The sequence below is a fragment of the Stenotrophomonas maltophilia group sp. LNF247 genome (assembly GCF_054083135.1).
On the sequence record NZ_JBSRQL010000025.1, the window covers coordinates 13016 to 31503 of the forward strand.

Here is an 18488-nt window from a genome sequence, read left to right on the forward strand (position 1 = left end):
GCGAACCCTATCTGTCGAAACCCAGCAGCAGCGGGTCGTGGTCGGAGCTGCGCCACGGGCCCTGCACGTTGCGGCCCTGGTAGCCGCTGGCGTCCTGCTCGTCGGCATTGCTGTGCCATTCGGCGGCACCGCGCAGGCGCTTGGCCATGCCCGGGCTCAGCAGTGCATGGTCGAGGCGGCCGGTATAGCCGTTGTAGACGTAGCTGTAGGGATGCTCGACCTTGGCGACCTTGAATGCGTCCTGCCAGCCCAGGTCACGCAGGGTGCGGATCGGGTCTTCCATCGCGTAGGCATTGAAATCGCCCAGCAGCACCGCGTCCCTGGCACCGGTACCGGTCGGGTCGGTCTGCAGCCAGGCATGCAGCTGCTGCGCCGAGGTCACGCGGGTCGCGTTCCAGCAGCCCTGGTTGTCGTTGCGGTCGGCGTCGGCACCGGCGGCGTCGCGGCAGCCCTTCGACTTGAAGTGGTTGGCAACCACCACGAACGGCGCGCCCTGCTTGCCCTGGAAGGCCTGCGCCAACGGTACGCGGCTGTGCTCGACGAACGGGCCGCCGGTCAGCGTGGCCGGCTTGCCCAGCGGCTGCAGGCGCGTGCTTCGGTAGATGATCCCGACCCGGATCGGGTTGTCGCCGGGACCGGTGCCGGCGTCGACGAAGCGCCAGTCGCCCTGCGCGCCGCGGTCGCGGTTGAGCGCATCGACCAGTTCGGCGATGGCCGACTGCGGACCATAGCCATCGTTCTCCAGTTCCATCAGCGCGGCGACATCGGCGCCCAAGGCGTTGACCGTGGTGACCAGCTTGGCCACCTGCGACTTGTGCTCGTCCAGGGTGCGCGCGCCGCGCAGGGTCGGGAAGCCACCGCCCTGGCCGTCACCATTGAAGAAGTTCTCCAGGTTGAAGGCCGCCACATGCAGGCTGCCCGGCACGGTCGGCACCGCCGGGCGCTTCAGCTCCGGCAGCTTCAGCGCTCCCTCGACCTGCAGGCGCGGATGGCCCTGCGCATCCACGCGCACGATGCCCTCCACGTTGCGCAGCTGCATGCCGGTGCGCAGCACCGGGTTGCCCGGCAGGTAGGGCACGCTGGCGGGGTCGCGGGCGTCACTGCCATCTTCCAGTACCAGCCGGCGACGCTGGTTGTCGGCCATCACCTGCTCGTAGCCGGCGGTGCCCGGCGCAGCCACTTCGGTCGGCTGCCAGAGGCGGCCGTCGAAGGCCACGGTGAGCTGGCCGAAGCGCTCCAGGCCATCGGTACCGGCCAGGGTGAGCGGTGCGGCGATGCGCACGCGCTGGCCATCCAGCGCGCGCCAGTCGGCCGGTGCGGCGGTCAGCACCACGGTGGCGCTGCTGCGCGCGACAGCGGGCGTCGTAGCTGATGCGGCCTGCGGCTGGGCCTGGGCAAAGGCGCTGGCCGGCAGCAGCAGGGACAGGGCAAGAGCAAGGGAACGGCGGCGCATCGACGGGCGATTCCAGTGAAGAGGGCGCACAGACTAACCCTGAAATGCGGAGATCCGCCTGCGCGGCGGGGGCACAGGGGCAATCAGGCCTCGGTGGGCAAAGCTTAGTAGGTGGTAGAGCCGAGCCCACGCTCGGCTGCGCCTGGCCACACCGTGCGCAGAGCAGCCGAGCGTGGGCTCGGCTCTACAGGAAGCGGCGCGTTGCGGCGGCTATTTCAGGTTGCCCAGCATCCAGTCCACGGTGGCGTGGATCTGTTCTTCGGTCAGGGCCGGGTTGCCACCCTTGGGCGGCATGATGCCGCCATCCGGGCCGGTATAGCCCTCGATGGCGTGCTTGTAGAGGGTGTCCTTGCCCTGCGCGATGCGCTTGTCCCAATGCGAGTGGTCCAGCGTCGGTGCCATGCCCACGCCGGTGGTATGGCAGGCGGTGCACAGGTTGTCGAAGATCACCTTGCCATCCTTGGTGCCGCCGTAAGCCACCTGCGAAGCAGCCTTGGCCAGCGCGGCGGCCTTGGCCGCAGCCTGCGCGGCGGCGCCGGTGCTGCCGGCATAGACCGCGCCGGTGGGCGAAATGCGCTGTTCGGTGCGCTTGGCCGCGGTCGGCGATACTTCGGGTGGAATCCGGGTGTGGATGTAGGCGGCAAGGAGGATGAGGCCGAGGGTGATGGTCGCCAGCAGCGCGATCACCATGGAGAAGCGTTTCAGGAACTCCAGATCGTAATTCCGCACTCTTCGTTACCCCTGGCTGATAGTCGTTGGACCACGGCTGAGCGACTGCGTGATGGGCCGAGTATAGAACGCGCTATGCGTGCGACAACAGGCGTCATGCTGGTGCGGCGCAGCATGCGGCCGTGGCCGCATGCGGGTAGCGCCGGGCCGTGCCCGGCGAGCGCGAAGCGCGGCAACAACGGTCGAGGATGGCGACAGCCGCCGGGCATGGCCCGGCGCTACCGAATTGCCGGGGCACCGATCGCGCGCAGGCAGAAGCTGCAGATTGCGTTCACCAGTGCATCTTCGTCGCGGTGTGCTTCGCGGCTTGGCGCGGTCGGGCCGACCATCGCCTCGGTGAAGGCGCCGACCAGGCACGCAGCGGCCACATGCGCGTCCTGCGCAGGCAGCTCACCGGCCGCCACGCCCTCCTCCACCAGCCGCAGGAACACGTCGCCGAAGGCGCGACGACCGCGCATGCGCTCGGCTTCCACGTCCGGGTCGACCGGTTCGACGATGAAGGCGTGCGCCAGCCCCGGCCCAGCCAGGGCACGGCGTACGAAGGCGGTGATCGCCAGCCGCAGGCGCTCGCTGGCCGCCTCCGGGCCACTGGCGATGCGCTCCATGATCGCCACCTCGTGGGCCACCGCGGCGTTGAGCACCTCCACGAACAACTCGGCCTTGGACGGGAAGTGCCGGTAGATCAGGCCGGTGGACACCCCCGCCAGGGTCGCCACGGCGGTCACCGGGGCATTGCGCCAGCCGCCAGTGGCGACCAGTTCACGGGTGGCCAGCAGGATCCGTTCACGGGCCCCGGCCAGGCGTTCTTCCATCAGTGCAGAGCGTTTGTAGGCCATGTTTTGATTCTGGTTTCAATTTTTGAATTTGTATTCACTTCTTATCCGAACCCCGCTACGCTGGGGTCCAATCGCCCGTGCGGGCAGCGGTCCTGCAGACCGCCGCCCGCTCCCCCGCCGGGTGCGTCCATTTCCTGCCATCCCGTCGTGGAGCCACCACAATGCACGTGCCATCCCTGAACTTCGACCTTGGCGAAGACATCGACCTGCTGCGCCAGAGCGTGGCCCATTTTGCCGCCGCCGAGGTCGCGCCGCTGGCCGCCGAGGCCGATGCCAGCAACCAGTTCCCGCTGGCTCTGTGGCCGAAGCTGGGCGAACAGGGCCTGCTCGGCCTCACCGTGGAAGAAGCATACGGTGGTACCGGCATGGGCTACCTGGCCCACGTGGTGGCGATGGAAGAAATCTCGCGCGCTTCCGGTGGCATCGGCCTGTCCTATGGCGCGCACTCCAACCTGTGCGTGAACCAGCTGCGCAAGAACGGCAACGAAGAACAGAAGCAGCGCTTCCTGCCCGGCCTCTGCAATGGCAGCCTGGTCGGTGCGCTGGCGATGAGCGAGCCGGGGGCCGGTTCGGACGTGGTGTCGATGAAGCTGCGCGCCGACAAGCGCGGCGACCGCTACGTGCTCAACGGCAACAAGATGTGGATCACCAACGGCCCGGATGCTGACGTGCTGGTGGTCTATGCCAAGACCGACATGGAGGCCGGCGCCAAGGGCATCACCGCGTTCCTGGTCGAGAAGGGCATGAAGGGCTTTTCCACCGCGCAGAAGCTGGACAAGCTGGGCATGCGTTCTTCGCCCACCTGCGAGCTGGTGTTCCAGGACTGCGAGATTCCCGAAGAGAACGTGCTGGGCCAGGTTGGCGGTGGCGTGCGCGTGCTGATGTCCGGCCTGGACTACGAGCGCGTGGTGCTGTCCGGTGGCCCGCTGGGCCTGATGGCCGCGGCCATGGACGTGGTGATGCCGTACGTGCACGAGCGCCACCAGTTCGGCGAGCCGATCGGCAGCTTCCAGCTGATCCAGGCCAAGATCGCCGACATGTACGTGGGCCTGGGTGCCTGCCGCGCGTATGTCTATGCCGTGGCACGCGCCTGCGACCAGGGCCGCACCACCCGCCAGGACGCCGCCGGTGCCATCCTGTACGCCGCCGAGAAGGCCACCTGGCTGACCGGCCAGGCGATCCAGATCCTCGGCGGCAACGGCTACATCAACGAATACCCGACCGGCCGCTTGTGGCGCGACGCCAAGCTGTATGAAATCGGCGCCGGCACTTCGGAGATCCGCCGCATGTTGATCGGCCGCGAACTGTTCCAGCGCACCCTGTAAGGCCAACGCGATGACCGTCCTGAACAGCCAGCTGCAACCGGGCAGCGAAACGTTTGAAAGCAACCGCGCGGCGATGCAGGCCGTGGTCGACGACCTGCATGCCACCCTCGCGCGCACCGCGCTGGGTGGCAGCGAAGCCGCACGCGCCAAGCACACCGCGCGCGGCAAGCTGCTGGTGCGTGACCGCATCGACGCCCTGCTCGACCCCGGCAGCGCCTTCCTGGAAATCGCGCCGCTGGCCGCGCACGGCATGTACGAAGACGCCGTGCCGGCCGCTGGCGTAGTGGCCGGCATCGGCCGCGTGAGCGGCGTGGAATGCGTGATCGTGGCCAACGATGCCACGGTCAAGGGCGGCACCTACTACCCGATGACGGTGAAGAAGCACCTGCGCGCGCAGGAGATCGCCGAACAGAACCACCTGCCGTGCATCTACCTGGTCGATTCCGGTGGCGCGTTCCTGCCACTGCAGGACGAAGTCTTCCCCGACCGCGATCATTTCGGCCGGATCTTCTACAACCAGGCCAACCTGTCGGCGCAGGGCATTCCGCAGATCGCCTGCGTGATGGGCAGCTGCACCGCCGGTGGTGCGTATGTGCCGGCGATGAGCGACGAGACGGTGATCGTGCGCGAGCAGGGCACGATCTTCCTCGGCGGCCCGCCGCTGGTGAAGGCGGCCACCGGTGAAGTGGTGACGGCCGAGGAACTGGGCGGTGCCGACGTGCACACGCGCATCTCCGGCGTGGCCGACCACATGGCCGACAACGATCTGCAGGCGCTGGCACGGGTGCGCGCAATCATCGCCCAGCTGAACTGGCGCAAGCCGGAACCGGCGATGGCGGTACAGCCTTCCGAGGAACCACTGCTGCCGGCGCATGAACTGTATGGGGTGATTCCCGCCGATACGCGCAAGCCCTACGACGTACGCGAAGTGATCGCACGCCTGGTCGATGGCTCGCGCTTTGACGAGTTCAAGCCGCGCTATGGCGCAACACTGGTTACCGGCTTCGCGCATCTGAACGGCTACCCGATCGGCATCATCGCCAACAACGGCATCCTGTTCTCCGAGTCGGCACTGAAGGGCGCGCACTTCATCGAGCTGTGCACCCAGCGCAACATCCCGCTGGTGTTCCTGCAGAACATCACTGGCTTCATGGTCGGCCGCAAGTACGAACAGGGCGGCATCGCCAAGGACGGCGCCAAGCTGGTATTGGCGGTGGCCTGCGCCAAGGTTCCCAAGTTCACCGTGGTCATCGGCGGCTCGTTCGGTGCCGGCAACTACGGCATGTGCGGCCGTGCGTACTCGCCCAACTTCCTGTGGATGTGGCCGAACGCGCGCATCGGCGTGATGGGCGGCGAGCAGGCCGCCAGCGTGCTGGCCACGGTCAAGCGCGATGGCATCGAGGCCAAGGGCGGCCAGTGGCCGGCGGCGGAGGAAGACGCGTTCAAGGCACCGATCCGCGAGCAGTTCGAGCAGCAGGGCCACCCGTACTACGCCAGCGCGCGCCTGTGGGACGACGGCGTGATCGATCCGGCCGACACCCGCCGGGTACTGGCCCTGGCGCTGTCGGCCAGCCTCAACGCCGCCCCGCAGCAGACGCGCTTCGGCGTGTTCCGCATGTAACCCGTGCCATGACCGAGCACGCTCCCATGAAGCCCGTTGCCATGTTCACCAAAGTCCTGATCGCCAATCGCGGCGAAATCGCCTGCCGCGTCATCGCCACCTGCCGCCGCCTCGGCATCGCCACCGTGGCGGTATATTCCGATGCCGACCGCAACGCGCGCCACGTGCGCCTGGCCGACGAAGCCATCCACATCGGTCCGGCCGCTGCACGTGAAAGTTACCTGCGCGGCGATGCCCTGCTCGACGCCGCACGCCTGACCGGCGCGCAGGCGATCCACCCCGGTTACGGCTTCCTGTCCGAGAATGCCGACTTCGCCGATGCCTGCGCCGCCGCCGGCATCACCTTCATCGGGCCGCCGGCCAGCGCCATCCGCGCGATGGGCGACAAGAGCGCGGCCAAGGCATTGATGGCGAAAGCCGGCGTGCCGCTGACTCCGGGCTACCACGGCGACCAGCAGGAACCGTCCTTCCTGCGCGAACAGGCCGACGCCATCGGTTACCCGGTGCTGATCAAGGCCAGCGCCGGTGGCGGTGGCAAGGGCATGCGCAAGGTCGAGCGCAGCGAGGACTTCGTCGATGCGCTGGCCAGCTGCCAGCGCGAGGCGGCCTCGGCGTTCGGCAATGACCACGTGCTGGTCGAGAAGTACGTCGAGCGCCCGCGCCATATCGAGATCCAGGTGTTCGGCGACAGCCACGGTGACGCGGTGTACCTGTTCGAGCGCGACTGCTCGGTGCAGCGCCGCCACCAGAAGGTGCTGGAAGAAGCGCCGGCCCCGGGCATGAGCGCCGAGCGCCGCACCGCGATGGGCCAGGCGGCGGTCGATGCCGCGCGCGCGGTGGGCTACGTCGGTGCCGGCACGGTGGAGTTCATCGCCGGCCCGGACGGCGATTTCTACTTCATGGAAATGAACACCCGCCTTCAGGTCGAGCACCCGGTGACCGAATACATCACCGGCACCGACCTGGTGGAATGGCAGCTGCGCGTGGCCTCGGGCTTGCCGCTGCCGCTGCGCCAGGAGCAGCTGGCCATCCACGGCCACGCGATCGAAGCGCGGCTGTATGCCGAGGATGCCGATCGAGGCTTCCTGCCGTCCACCGGCACCCTGCGCCGCCTGCGCCTGCCGGCGCCGTCGGCCCATGTGCGCGTGGATACCGGCGTCGAGGAAGGCGACAGCATCACCCCGTACTACGATCCGATGATCGCCAAGCTGATCGTCTGGGATGTGGACCGCGACGCTGCACTGCGCCGCATGAGCCAGGCACTGGCCGACTGTCAGGTGGTGGGCGTGACCACCAATGCCGGTTTCCTGCGCCGCCTGGTGAACACCGATTCGTTCGCGCACGCCAAGCTGGATACCGCGCTGATCGAACGCGAACAGGCGGCATTGAGTGCAGCGGGCGATACGGATGATGCCCTGTGGCAGCTGGCCGCCGTGGCCGCTGTTGCAAGCACTGCCGGTGCCGGCAGCGATGCGCGCGACCCGCATTCGCCGTGGCAGGCGCAGGACGGCTGGCGCCTTGGCGCGTCCGCGCCGCGCGTATTGCCGCTGCAGCAGGGAGAGCGCCGGCACACGCTGAAGGTGTGGGCGCAGGCCGATGGCTGGCGCGTGCAGTGCGACGATGCGGCGCCGGTGCAGGTGATCGGCACGGCCAATATGCAGGGCCTGACGGTGCACCTGGGCGAGCGCCGCTGGTCGTTGCAGCTGCTGCGCGACGGTGACCAGCTGTACCTGTTCGGCGCCGACGGCCAGCACCGTTTCACCCTGCACGATCCGGTGGGTGAATCGGACCACGCCGTGGCCGACGCCGGCAGCCTGCTGGCGCCGATGCCGGGCAAGATCGTTGCGACGCTGGTCGCCGCCGGTACCGAGGTCAAGCGCGGTACGCCGCTGGTGGTGCTGGAAGCGATGAAGATGGAGCACACGCTGCAGGCACCGGCGGACGGCACGGTGAAGGGTTACCGCGCCAAGGCCGGCGACCAGGTGGGTGACGGTGCAGTACTGGTGGACTTCGAGGCGGCGTGAACGCCGCGGCGGCGACCGCTCAGCGGTCGTCGCCCACCACCACCCGGCCAGCAGGATCGAATTCGGCCGTGTCCAGCGTGGCACTGCGCCAGCCCAGGCCGCAGATGGCCATCGCGCTCTGCCCGATGCCGTCGAAACCGAAGGCACGATCGACATCGGCATCGTTGATGGCTGCGGTGACGAACGCCGCCAGGCCACGCTCGGTCGCGCACAGGTACAGCAGCTGCGAGATGTGGCCGACATCCAGCGTCACCGCACGATACGCCTTGGCGTGGTTGCGGTACTTCCAGAAGCAGCGGTCGTACCGCGGTGCCAGCACCAGCAGCGCCGGAGCATCGGCGAACCACTCCTGACCGGACAGCATCCGCCGTGCCAGCGCGGGCAACGCATCGGGCGGCGGCGAGGGCAGCGGCAGTACCGCGTGCTGCACGGGGTGGTAGTGGTACAGCCCCGGTACCAGCCCTTCCACGTTCTGTACCAGCAGGAAGCCCTCGGTGGGATGCAGGCCGCCACCGGAGGGCACGTTCTTCTTCAGGAACTCGGTATCACGCTCGACCTTCTGCACCGCGTGGGCCATCAGCGTGCGCTGCAGCACCTGGGCCAGCAGCGGCAATGGCAGCGCGCGCTGCGGGTCGAAATTGCGGCAGGTCGTGCGCTGCGCCAGCAGCGCGTCGAACGCCGCCTCTTCGCTGCGCGGCAACGGCTGGTAGTCGCCCTGCAGGGCCTGCACCACCGGTGGTGGCGGCCCCAGCCGCTGGCGCAGGCCGGCAGCGGTATCCAGCCCCTGGCGACGCATGTCCTCCACGCTGTCCACCGCCTGCCAGCGCGCATGGCGATGGGCCAGTGCGGCCAACGGCCACCACTGGCTGCGTCGCAATGCCTCATCACGCATCTGGTGCCCGACCTCATCCGGCGGGTCGGTCAGCACCAGCCCCTGCTCGACCAGGCGCGCCAGCATCGCCGGAGAGGTGCCGGCCGGCGGTTCGCTCCAGCGGTGCGCGCTGAGCTCGCCCAGCAGCTGGCGCTCCTCGGCGTCCACCGGCAGCGGCTGGTCCAGATGGGCGGCCAGGGCCACCCAGCTGATCTGGCTGTCCATCTCGGCGTGGCCGGCCAGCATCGCGCGCAGGTCGAGGGTGATCGCCTCGCGGGGCTCGAACATCAGGCTGGCGCAGCGGCGCAGGCGCATGGGATTCCTTCCTTCTGCCGCACAACCGGCATAGCAGCAACGACCGCAGCGCGGCCAACTTTAGCGACGTACGCAGCGCGGCCCTCAATGGCAGGCTGTCGCGGCCGATACGAGAACTTCAGCCTACGGACGATCCCCATGAGCACCCATCCCCGCCTTTCCGCCGCAGACGCCAGCACCCTGCTGGACCACCTGATCGGCAACGACGACTTCCGCAGCCACTTCACCGCTTCGCCGGCCAAGGCCCTGGCCTCGATCGGGCTGGACGGTGCGGTCGGCGAAAGCGACTGCATGAAGATCGGCACCCTGGCTTCGGTCGAGGAGCTGAGCCAGGTGCGTGACAGCCTGCAGGCCCACCTGTCCGGGTCGGTGGCGGCGATGACCGTGGTGTTCTGCTTCGAAGCGGGCAAGGTCGGCGAGCGCATCGACGGCTGACCCGTCATCAGGGCGCGCCGGCCGCGGCCGGCGATGCCCACGTGGACACGTCGTGCACATTCAGTGGTTGCCAGACCTGCATGGCGGTGACCTCGGCAATGGCCTGGCCGCGATGCTGGGACAGCCAGGCCTGCTCGCGGCGTACGGCAGCTTCATTGCCCTGTGCGCGCAGCGCGAGCAGCAGCACGACGTGTGCCTGCACCGGCTCGCTGCCATCGAGCATTGGCTCGATCAGGGCGCGGGCAGCTTCGGGCCGCTGCATCTGCAGTTCATCCACGGCGCTGACAATGCGCAGCCAGCGATCGGCGACCGGACTGCGCAGGCTGCGCAGCAGCGGCCGCTGCTCGTCCAGCCAGCGTTTGGCCAGCTCGAACTGGCCCTGTCGCTGGGCCAGATGGACCAGAGCCAGCCATTGCAGGCCGCGGGCATGCAGCATGGGATCATCGCGCTGCTCCAGCAACGGATGCAGCAACGCGGCGATGGCCTGCAACTCGGCGCGGTCCGCGCTCGGGCACAGAGCTGCCACGCTGGCGTGCTGCAGCCGCTGCTGCACCTGGAAGTCGACCAGCGCCGGCGCCGACGCGTCGTCGCGTACCGCCTGCTGCATGGCCGCGCAATCGCGCTGCGTGGCCGCCAGCAGCAGCTGCGCACGCAGCTTCATGCGCTGCTGCAGGGCATCGTTGGCACGGATCTGCGGCAGCAGTTGGGCGGCCTTGGCGTACTTACCCTGCGCGACCAGCACGTCCACACCGGTCTCATCGGCATCATCACGACCGCGCAGGACCTGTGCCTGGGCCAGTGTCTCGGCCGCAAGCTGCGGTTGGTTGGCGGCGATCTGTATCCGCACCAGGTGGATCAGCGGATACAGGCGCAGCGGATCCTGCGGCACCGCAGCCGCACGCGCGTAGGGTTCGGCCTCGCTGAACTGGTTGGCCTGCAGCAGGTACCAGGACGTGTTGGACAGCCCGGCGAACGAATCCGGGTAGACCTTGGCCAGCGTGCGCCAGTGCTCCAGCGCCCAGCCACCAGGCTCCAGTTCGGCCATCCAGGCCTTCAGGTACAGGCGCTCGCGTGGCGGCAACCGATCCTGCAGGTCCAGCGCGTGCTGCATGGCTTCGCGTGCGCGCCGCCCTTCATCGACGCGCGCATGCAGTTTGGCCACGCCCATGTAGGCCAGGGCGAAACCGGGATCAATATCGATTGCAGCCTGATAGAGGTTGCGAGCCTCCTCGAAGCGACGCTGGCCCAGTGCATTCTCGGCCAGCGCGAACGCTCGCAGTGCGCGAAGGTCCTGGGTCGATGCCCGCGGCAGCGGCAACGACTGTTCCAGGCTCGCCACCGATTCGCCCAGTCCGCGACGCAGGCGCCCGACCACGTCGTCCACCGCGAATACCATCTGGTCGGATCGATCCGTGGTGGCGGTGAACGTCTGGATCACCTGGCCGGTGCCGGGTGCGGCGACATCAATGGCCAGCTCGTAGCCACCGATCTTCTGCCGCACCGTCGGCAGCAGCACGGCGCGCGCGCCCTCCCGCACCGCCACGTTGGCCGCGGTATCGCGGCTGAGCCGGGTATCGCCCGAGAGCCGCGCCATTTCCAGGCTTTCGCGGATCTTGCCCTCCGACAGCACGTTCACGTAGCGCGACTGCTCCAGCGCGATCCGGATCGCGTGCCGCATCGAGTCGTCGAAAATCGGGTCGCCGGTGAGGTTGTCGACATCGCCAAGCACCACCCAGTCCCGCTCGGCGAACGCGATCGCCGGTTCCGACCGCAGCAGCAACCAGCCGCCCAGCACGGCCACCGTCAGCACCAGGCCCTCGGCGGCCAGCACCAGCGGCTGCCGCCACAGCGGCAGGTCACGGCGTGCCTTGGCAGTGGCGCGTGGCATGCGCAACGGCGCTGAACCGATCTCACCCACTTCGATCACTTCCTGCACCACCGGCATTCCCTTGAAGCGCCAACGGCCGTGCGACTTCCACAGCAGGCGCGCACCCCGTTCCCCCAGCGCGCCGGTGGCGCGACGGGTCAGCGATTCGGCCACCGCCGACAACAGGATCTGGCCAGGGCGGGCCAGCGTCATCAGGCGCGCTGCCATCGGCTTGGCCAGGCCTTCCACTTCCATCGACTTGGCGCCGGCCCGGACCGCCTCGGCACTGTTCTCCCAGGTCAGCACGTCACCCACATGCAGGCCGGCACGCGCGCGCAGTTCGATCGCCCGCTGCTGGCCCAGCGCGTGCAGTTCGCGCTGGTAGTCCAGGGCGAAGCCCAAAGCATCGATGGCCCGCTCGAACAGCATGAACAGGCCGTCGGAGCGATCGATCAGCTGGCCGTTCCAGCGCTGCTGCAGGACCAGCACCAGGCGGTCGTGTTCCTGGAACAGGCTGGCGGCCGCCACATCGCCGATCCGCTCGACCAGTTGCAGCGAATCACACAGATCGGTGAACAGCAGGGCGCGTAGCTGTGGGCTATGCGGGGCTGACGTTCCGTTGTCGCCGTCCATCGCCTGCCTCCCCCTATTGGCCGTCCGGATCATTCGCCCAACGCAGGCAGTTGCCGCCATCGCGCTTGGCCTGGTACAGCGCGCGATCCGCGCGCGCGTACCACTCGCTCCAGCCTGCCTCCGGCGCCAGCAGGCACGCACCGATGCTGACCAGGCTGACATGCGGCGTACCGGGGCTGCGTTCGAGCAGGCCATGCACCGCACTGAGGATGAACTCGGCCGCGTGCTGCACGATCTCGTGGTTGCCGCGGCGCAGGATGAGGCAGAACTCATCACCGCCAAGGCGGCAGGCCAGGTCATGCTCGCCGGCCATCGAGCGCAGGATGTTGCCCATGCTCTGCAGCACGCGGTCGCCGGCCTGGTGGCCGTGGCGGTCGTTGATCTGCTTGAAGCGGTCACAATCGATCAGCAGCAACGCCTGCGGCAGCCCCTCGGCACGCTCGCGGCACTCCTGCAGGTACAACGTGAGGCCACGGCGGTTGTGCAGCCCGGTCAGTTCATCGGTGCGCACCAGCTCGCGGGTATGGGTCAGCTGATGAGTGGTGATGTACAGGTTGTCCAGCGCGGTTTCCAGATCGTGGTTGCGGCGCCGCAGCTGGCTGATCAGGGCCTGTTCGTTGGTCAGCACGCGCATGATCGTGCGACGCAGGAAGTAGGCCACCAGCCCGGGATCGGATTCGACCAAGCGGTGGAAATCGGCCGGCCCCAGCTCCAGGACATCGCAATCGACCAGCGCGCGCGCGCTGGCGCTGCGCAGGTGGTCGCCAACCAGCAGGCCCAGTTCGCCGAAGAACTCATACTGCCCGAGTGTCTTGATCACCAGGTCCTCGCCGAAGTCCAGTTCGATCTGGCCGTCGAGGATCACATACATGCGCTCGCCGCGGTGGCCCCGCTGGAACAGCCACTGTCCGGCATGAAGCTTGCATGGGCGGGCGAATCTGGCAAACAATGCCACCTCGGCGTCCGACAACAGCGCATGCACGATCTCGGCCATCGCCACCCGGGCGATACCTGTCGTCATATCACTGTTCTCGGCCGCACCCCTGCCGGTCATTCCCTGCACCCGCCGCCAGCGTCCCCTGGTGAGCCGCGGAGCATAGCACCGCTTTAAAGTGTGCGCCCTATCTCATTTTGAGCCTCAGGGCGCTCTTGTGTGATGTGAAGATCGGTGGTGGCCCGTTCTGGTCACCCATGTCCGGGCAAAACCCCTGCTGGATCAATCCGATGCCGGGTTTCACAGGATTTCGGCCAAGTTGCGGCCAAGGGGGTGCGCCTGATTGACGCTGCCTGCCGGCCGCCGCGCCTTTGCACCGATACAACAACGCCGGCAGGTCCCCCGACCGGCCGGCGTTGTCTGGCCCTTCCCTGGCCACCCTGATCACCCGGTGCCCGGTAGTGCCGGCCGCTGGCCGGCAACTGCATGGGCTTCGGAAACACCGATGGGTTGCCGGCCAGCGGCCGGCACTACCGCATCACGCCGCGCGTTCGCTGCGCCCGCCATGGAACTGCTCTTCCTCAGTGGAGCCGGTCAGCGCGGTGGTCGACGACTGCCCCTGCTGGATCGCCTGGGTCACCGCATCAAAGTAGCCGGTACCGACTTCACGCTGGTGCTTGACCGCCGTGAAACCGCGCTCGGCCGCTTCGAACTCGGCTTCCTGCAGCTCCACGAAGGCGCTCATCTGGCGGCGTGCATAGCCGTGGGCCAGGTTGAACATGCCGTAGTTCAGCGCGTGGAAACCGGCCAGGGTGATGAACTGGAACTTGTAGCCGTAGCTACCCAGTTCGCGCTGGAACTTGGCAATGGTGGCGTCGTCCAGGTTCTTCTTCCAGTTGAAGCTGGGCGAGCAGTTGTAGGCCAGCAGCTTGCCCGGGAACTTCGCGTGGATCGCCTCGGCGAACTTGCGGGCGAACTCCAGGTCCGGCTTGCCGGTCTCGCACCACACCAGATCGGCATAGGGCGCGTAGGCCAGGCCGCGGCTGATCGCCTGGTCCAGGCCATTGCGGGTCTTGTAGAAGCCTTCCACGGTGCGCTCGCCGGTGGTGAACGGCTTGTCGTTGCCGTCGATGTCGCTGGTCAACAGATCAGCCGCTTCGGCATCGGTGCGCGCCACCAGCAGGGTCGGTACGCCCAGCACGTCGGCAGCCAGGCGCGCGGCGTTGAGCTTCTCGATGGCCTCGCGGGTCGGCACCAGCACCTTGCCGCCCATGTGCCCGCACTTCTTCACCGAGGCCAGCTGGTCTTCGAAGTGCACGCCGGCCGCACCGGCCTCGATCATCGCCTTCATCAGTTCGAAGGCGTTGAGCACGCCGCCAAAACCGGCCTCGGCATCGGCCACGATCGGCTGCAGGAAGTCGATGTCGTCCTTGCCTTCGGCATGATGCAGCTGATCGGCACGCAGCAGGGTGTTGTTGATGCGCTTGACCACCGCCGGCACCGAATCGGCCGGGTACAGCGACTGGTCCGGATACATCTGCCCAGCCAGGTTGGCGTCGGCCGCCACCTGCCAACCGGACAGGTAGATCGCCTTCAGGCCCGCCTTGACCTGCTGCATGGCCTGGTTGCCGGTCAATGCACCCAGCGCGTTGACGAACTCGCGCTCATGCAGCGACGCCCACAGCTTCTCTGCACCCAGGCGGGCCAGCGAATGCTCGATGTGGACGGTGCCGCGCAGGCGCACCACGTCGGCGGCGCTGTAGTTGCGCTGGATGCCTTCCCAGCGCGGGTTGGTGTCCCAGTCGTGCTGGATCTGTTCGGCAGTGGGCAGCTTGCTCATGTCTTTCTCCAGTTCGGTTCGTGCGTGCAGCGGGGAGTGAAACGGCAGGAGGGCCGGCAGTCGGTCAATCGATGCGCGCGTAGGCCGGCAGGGTCAGGAAATCGGTCAGTTCGTCACTGCGGCTCAGTTCGCCGAGCAGGGCGATGGCCTCGCCGATGCGCGCACCACCGGGCAGTACGGCGGTATCGCCCAGCCGTGCCGGCAGCTGCGAGAGGGTGGAATCCAGCAGCGCCAGATCGATCGCAGTGCCATCGTCCAGCTGCTGGCCCGGCGTATGCAGCCACTGCCACAGCTGGCTGCGGCTGATCTCGGCGGTGGCCGCGTCCTCCATCAGGTGATGGATCGGCACGCAGCCGTTTCCATCCAGCCACGCCGCCAGATAGCGCACGCAGACTTCCACGTTGCCCTCGAAGCCGGCGCGGGTGACGGTGCCCGGCGGCCGTGCGATCAGTTCGTCGCGGCCGACGCGCACATCCTGGCGCAGCACGCTGTGCTGGTTCGCACCGGGCATGTGTTCGTCGAAGATCGCCATCGCCACCGGAATCAGCGCCGGGTGCGCAACCCAGGTGCCGTCATGGCCGGCGGTGACTTCGCGCAGCTTGTCGGCGCGCACCCGGGCCATCGCCTGTTCGTTGGCGGCGGCATCGTTGTTGATCGGGATCTGCGCGGCCATGCCACCCATCGCATGCGCACCGCGGCGGTGGCAGGTCTGGATCAGCAGTTCCGAATAGGCCTTCAGGAACGGCTGGGTCATGGTCACCTGGCCGCGCTCGGGCAGCACGCGGTCGGCGTGGCGGCGGAAGGTCTTCAGGTACGAGAAGATGTAGTCCCAGCGCCCGCAGTTCAGGCCGACGATGCGATCACGCAGCGCGTGCAGGATCTCGTCCATCTCGAACACCGCCGGCAGCGTTTCGATCAGCACGGTCACCTTGATCTGGCCGTGCGGCAGGCCGAGCATGCCCTCGATATGCGAGAGCGCGGTCTCCCACAGCGCCGCCTCTTCCATGCTCTGCAGCTTGGGCAGGTAAAAGTACGGGCCACGATCCTTCGCCTGCAGGGTGCGGGCGTTGTGGAAGGCGAACACCGCCGCGTCGAACAGGCCACCGGCAAGGAACTGGCCGTCGATGCGCACGTGCTTTTCATCCAGGTGCCAGCCCCGCGGGCGCACGATCAGCACCGCCTGCTCGTCGTACGGGCGCAGCGTGTAGTGCTTGCCATTGGGGGCGGTGTATTCCAGATCGCCGCGCACCGCCGCCGCCAGCGACTGCTGGCCGGCCAGCAGGTTGCGCCAGGTCGGCGAGGTCGAATCCTCGAAGTCGGCCATGAACACCTTGGCGCCGGAGTTCAGCGCGTTGATGACCATCTTCGGGTCGGTCGGGCCGGTAATCTCGACGCGGCGGTCCTGCAACGCGGCCGGCAGCGGGGCCACGCGCCAGTCGCCGCTGCGGATGGCGGCGGTGTCCTCGCGGAAGTCCGGCAGGCCGCCCTGGTCGAAGAATGCCTGGCGTTCACGGCGGGCCTGCAGCCTCGCCTGCCGGCCCGGTTCCACCGCACGGTGCAGCGACACCAGCAGGGCCAGCAGCGGCGCCGGCAGCAGAGTGTCCTGGCCGGCCACGCGGGTCGCCAGGGCGACGCCGGGGGTAGCCTTCGCGGCGGGGGTGGGAACAGCGGAAGCGACGGCGGACATGAGGCGACTCCAGCGGTGGGGGAACGGCTCCACGGTGCCGCCGGGCCTGAGTATTTGGCAAAACAGTTTTTGCAATGTTCTACATAAGTTGTGCTAATACTCGTGACACGATGAGCACACGCACCCCGCCAAGTCCGCGTTTTTCCTACAAATCCGACCGGCTCAAGCCGTTGCGTGCGTTCTGCCAGACGGTGCGCCTGGGTTCGGTCTCACGGGCGGCTGAGGCACTTTTCGTCAGCCAGCCGGCGATCAGCCTGCAGTTGCAGGCCCTGGAACGGGAGCTGGGGGTGCCATTGTTCGAACGCAGCGGGCGGCGCCTGGTGCCCAGCCGCGAGGGCCAACTGCTGTACGAGATGGCGCAGCCGCTGGTGGAGAGCCTGGACGGGCTGGAGGCGCGCTTCCGCGACAAGGTGCGCGGCCTGGACGCGGGCGAGCTGAACATCGCCGCCAACAGCTCGACCATCCTGTACCTGCTGCCGAAGATCGTCGAACGCTTCCGCCTGCACCATCCGGATGTGCGCCTGACCCTGCACAACGCGATCAGCGCTGACGGCACCGACCTGCTGCGCGAGGATGCCGCCGACCTGGCCATCGGTTCGATGACCGATGTACCGGCCGACCTGACCTACGCCCCGGCCTACCGCTTCGAACAGGTGCTGATCGCGCCGCACGACCATCCGCTGGCCAGCGGCGGCGAGCTGGAGCTGGCCGACATCGCGCGCTATCCGCTGGTACTGCCGCCGAAGCGGCAGATCACCTACCGCCTGGTCGACCAGGTATTCCAGCGCCACCGCATTGCCTACACCGTGGCGCTGGAAGTGGGTGGATGGGAAGTGATCAAGCAGTACGTGGCGATGGGCATGGGCATTTCCATCGTGCCGGCGCTGTGCCTGCACGAAGCCGACCGCGAGCGGCTGGCGGCGCGGTCGATGAAGCGCTGGTTCCCCGAGCGCAGTTACGGGGTGATCGTGCGCCGCGGCAAGGCACTGTCGGCGCAGGCGCGGGCGTTCATCGAGCTGATCCAGCCGGAGTTGTTCAGTCCGCGCGATTACGACCAGAGCGGGCATTCGGAGCGGTGAGGGGTGTTCGGCAGGGCTGCGCCCTGCACCCGCCGAAGCCGAAGCAACAGCAAAAGCCGGCTATCCGTGGGATGGCGGGGTGAGTCCGGTTGCGGGGGACGCTGTAAACCCGTCCATGAAGTGACCCCCGGGAGTTGGACGCCAGATCCAACCCCGAGGAATACATGCACAGATACGACGCTCGTTTCAAACTGCAGGTCGCCAAAGAGGCCTGCAAGACCTCCACATCAGTCAAAGCCGTTGCTCGTCGCCACAGCCTGGAGGCCTCCACGGTCAGGCGCTGGGTGGCGACCTATCGGCTGCATGGTTGGCGCGGATTTCATCGCCAGGCCCGGTTCTATGACCTCCCGTTCAAGTTGGCTGTCCTGGAAAAAATGAGCCAGGACGGTATGTCCGGGCGGGAGGCCACCACCTACTTCCAGATCGGTGATGCCGGCGCGGTGGGGCGATGGCGGCGCCTGTATGCTCAAGGCGGTGCCCAAGCGTTGGCACCGCCTCCGCCGCTGCCCCGAAAGCCGATGAAAAAGACCCGTTCGTCCAAGCCACCTGAGGAAATGAGCCGCGATGAGCTGCTCAAGGAAGTCGCCTATCTGCGTGCGGAGACCGACTACCTAAAAAAACTCGATGCCTTGATCCGGGAAGAGCAGGCGGCGCAAGACGCAAAGCGCAAGCCATCCAAGGATTGAGGCAGGTTCATACGCTGTCGCTTCTGCTCGAAGCGGCGGAGCTGTCACGCAGTACGTTCTATTACCAGAACCATGTCCTGGCCCATCCGGATCAGGACGAGGCAGCCCTGTGCGAGCGCATCCGTGCAATCTACGATCAAAGCCAAGGGCGCT

General features: G+C 67.7%; 13 protein-coding genes and 1 pseudogene. 6 read left to right on the forward strand and 8 right to left on the reverse strand.

Going from position 1 to position 18488, the window contains the following annotated elements; genetic code table 11:
• Window positions 1-7: 7 nt before the first annotated feature.
• The 3 genes from ACTXG9_RS18305 to ACTXG9_RS18315 all read right to left on the reverse strand — a co-directional run bounded on the left by ACTXG9_RS18305 (window position 8) and on the right by ACTXG9_RS18315 (window position 3018).
• Window positions 8-1453, reverse strand: coding sequence for an ExeM/NucH family extracellular endonuclease (locus ACTXG9_RS18305; protein WP_456115771.1), 1446 nt, complete (start codon window positions 1451-1453; stop codon window positions 8-10).
• Window positions 1454-1663: 210 nt separating this feature from the next.
• Window positions 1664-2182, reverse strand: a complete 519-nt coding sequence (locus ACTXG9_RS18310) for a c-type cytochrome (protein WP_005407662.1) — start codon at window positions 2180-2182, stop codon at window positions 1664-1666.
• Window positions 2183-2400: 218 nt separating this feature from the next.
• On the reverse strand, window positions 2401-3018 hold the full coding sequence (locus ACTXG9_RS18315; protein WP_021203751.1) for a TetR/AcrR family transcriptional regulator: 618 nt from the start codon (window positions 3016-3018) through the stop codon (window positions 2401-2403).
• Window positions 3019-3179: 161 nt separating this feature from the next.
• Here ACTXG9_RS18315 and ACTXG9_RS18320 point away from each other — a divergent pair, with 161 nt between their 5' ends.
• Genes ACTXG9_RS18320 through ACTXG9_RS18330 form a run of 3 tightly spaced genes read left to right on the forward strand, consistent with a single transcriptional unit; the run spans window position 3180 to window position 7988 of the window.
• Complete coding sequence (locus tag ACTXG9_RS18320; RefSeq protein ID WP_014035590.1) at window positions 3180-4343, forward strand: isovaleryl-CoA dehydrogenase; 1164 nt, start codon at window positions 3180-3182, stop codon at window positions 4341-4343.
• 10 nt (window positions 4344-4353) lie between these two features.
• On the forward strand, window positions 4354-5964 hold the full coding sequence (locus tag ACTXG9_RS18325; protein WP_021203750.1) for a carboxyl transferase domain-containing protein: 1611 nt from the start codon (window positions 4354-4356) through the stop codon (window positions 5962-5964).
• A gap of 8 nt (window positions 5965-5972) precedes the next feature.
• Window positions 5973-7988, forward strand: a complete 2016-nt coding sequence (locus tag ACTXG9_RS18330; RefSeq protein ID WP_425605142.1) for an acetyl/propionyl/methylcrotonyl-CoA carboxylase subunit alpha — start codon at window positions 5973-5975, stop codon at window positions 7986-7988.
• 19 nt (window positions 7989-8007) lie between these two features.
• On the opposite strand, the gene ACTXG9_RS18335 is transcribed toward ACTXG9_RS18330, so the two are convergent.
• Window positions 8008-9174 (reverse strand): putative peptide maturation dehydrogenase, encoded by a 1167-nt coding sequence (locus ACTXG9_RS18335; protein WP_329859184.1) that lies wholly within the window; start codon window positions 9172-9174, stop codon window positions 8008-8010.
• A gap of 138 nt (window positions 9175-9312) precedes the next feature.
• Between ACTXG9_RS18335 and ACTXG9_RS18340 the strand changes: the two genes are divergently transcribed.
• Entirely contained in the window at window positions 9313-9609 is a 297-nt protein-coding gene (locus tag ACTXG9_RS18340) for an NHLP-related RiPP peptide (RefSeq protein WP_021203747.1), read from the forward strand.
• Window positions 9610-9616: 7 nt separating this feature from the next.
• On the opposite strand, the gene ACTXG9_RS18345 is transcribed toward ACTXG9_RS18340, so the two are convergent.
• From ACTXG9_RS18345 to aceB, 4 genes are all read right to left on the reverse strand, one after another.
• Window positions 9617-12109, reverse strand: coding sequence for a putative peptide modification system cyclase (locus ACTXG9_RS18345; protein ID WP_111099315.1), 2493 nt, complete (start codon window positions 12107-12109; stop codon window positions 9617-9619).
• Between the two features lie 13 nt (window positions 12110-12122).
• Window positions 12123-13163: a GGDEF domain-containing protein gene (locus tag ACTXG9_RS18350; RefSeq protein WP_019661878.1), complete on the reverse strand. Its 1041-nt coding sequence runs from the start codon at window positions 13161-13163 to the stop codon at window positions 12123-12125.
• 418 nt (window positions 13164-13581) lie between these two features.
• A complete protein-coding gene (gene aceA / locus ACTXG9_RS18355; RefSeq protein WP_019661879.1) occupies window positions 13582-14883 on the reverse strand; it encodes an isocitrate lyase in 1302 nt (433 codons plus the stop codon).
• 64 nt (window positions 14884-14947) lie between these two features.
• On the reverse strand, window positions 14948-16570 hold the full coding sequence (gene aceB, locus ACTXG9_RS18360; RefSeq protein ID WP_111099317.1) for a malate synthase A: 1623 nt from the start codon (window positions 16568-16570) through the stop codon (window positions 14948-14950).
• 110 nt (window positions 16571-16680) lie between these two features.
• On the opposite strand from aceB, the gene ACTXG9_RS18365 reads away from it, so the two are divergent.
• Together ACTXG9_RS18365 and ACTXG9_RS18370 are read left to right on the forward strand one after the other, a co-directional pair.
• The gene (locus ACTXG9_RS18365; RefSeq protein ID WP_019661881.1) at window positions 16681-17649 is read left to right on the forward strand and encodes a LysR family transcriptional regulator; all 969 of its coding nucleotides are present in this window, start codon (window positions 16681-16683) and stop codon (window positions 17647-17649) included.
• Between the two features lie 164 nt (window positions 17650-17813).
• Window positions 17814-18488: pseudogene (locus ACTXG9_RS18370) on the forward strand (helix-turn-helix domain-containing protein); the annotation flags it as partial.

What these genes read in the sequence shown, in the direction of transcription:
- ACTXG9_RS18305 (WP_456115771.1), bottom strand. Translation starts at nt 1,453, where the DNA reads ATGCGCCGCCGTTCCCTTGCTCTTGCCCTGTCCCTGCTGCTGCCGGCC.
- ACTXG9_RS18315 (WP_021203751.1), bottom strand. Translation starts at nt 3,018, where the DNA reads ATGGCCTACAAACGCTCTGCACTGATGGAAGAACGCCTGGCCGGGGCC.
- ACTXG9_RS18320 (WP_014035590.1), top strand. Translation starts at nt 3,180, where the DNA reads ATGCACGTGCCATCCCTGAACTTCGACCTTGGCGAAGACATCGACCTG.
- ACTXG9_RS18325 (WP_021203750.1), top strand. Translation starts at nt 4,354, where the DNA reads ATGACCGTCCTGAACAGCCAGCTGCAACCGGGCAGCGAAACGTTTGAA.
- ACTXG9_RS18330 (WP_425605142.1), top strand. Translation starts at nt 5,973, where the DNA reads ATGACCGAGCACGCTCCCATGAAGCCCGTTGCCATGTTCACCAAAGTC.
- ACTXG9_RS18335 (WP_329859184.1), bottom strand. Translation starts at nt 9,174, where the DNA reads ATGCGCCTGCGCCGCTGCGCCAGCCTGATGTTCGAGCCCCGCGAGGCG.
- ACTXG9_RS18340 (WP_021203747.1), top strand. Translation starts at nt 9,313, where the DNA reads ATGAGCACCCATCCCCGCCTTTCCGCCGCAGACGCCAGCACCCTGCTG.
- ACTXG9_RS18345 (WP_111099315.1), bottom strand. Translation starts at nt 12,109, where the DNA reads ATGGACGGCGACAACGGAACGTCAGCCCCGCATAGCCCACAGCTACGC.
- ACTXG9_RS18350 (WP_019661878.1), bottom strand. Translation starts at nt 13,163, where the DNA reads ATGACCGGCAGGGGTGCGGCCGAGAACAGTGATATGACGACAGGTATC.
- aceA (WP_019661879.1), bottom strand. Translation starts at nt 14,883, where the DNA reads ATGAGCAAGCTGCCCACTGCCGAACAGATCCAGCACGACTGGGACACC.
- aceB (WP_111099317.1), bottom strand. Translation starts at nt 16,570, where the DNA reads ATGTCCGCCGTCGCTTCCGCTGTTCCCACCCCCGCCGCGAAGGCTACC.
- ACTXG9_RS18365 (WP_019661881.1), top strand. Translation starts at nt 16,681, where the DNA reads ATGAGCACACGCACCCCGCCAAGTCCGCGTTTTTCCTACAAATCCGAC.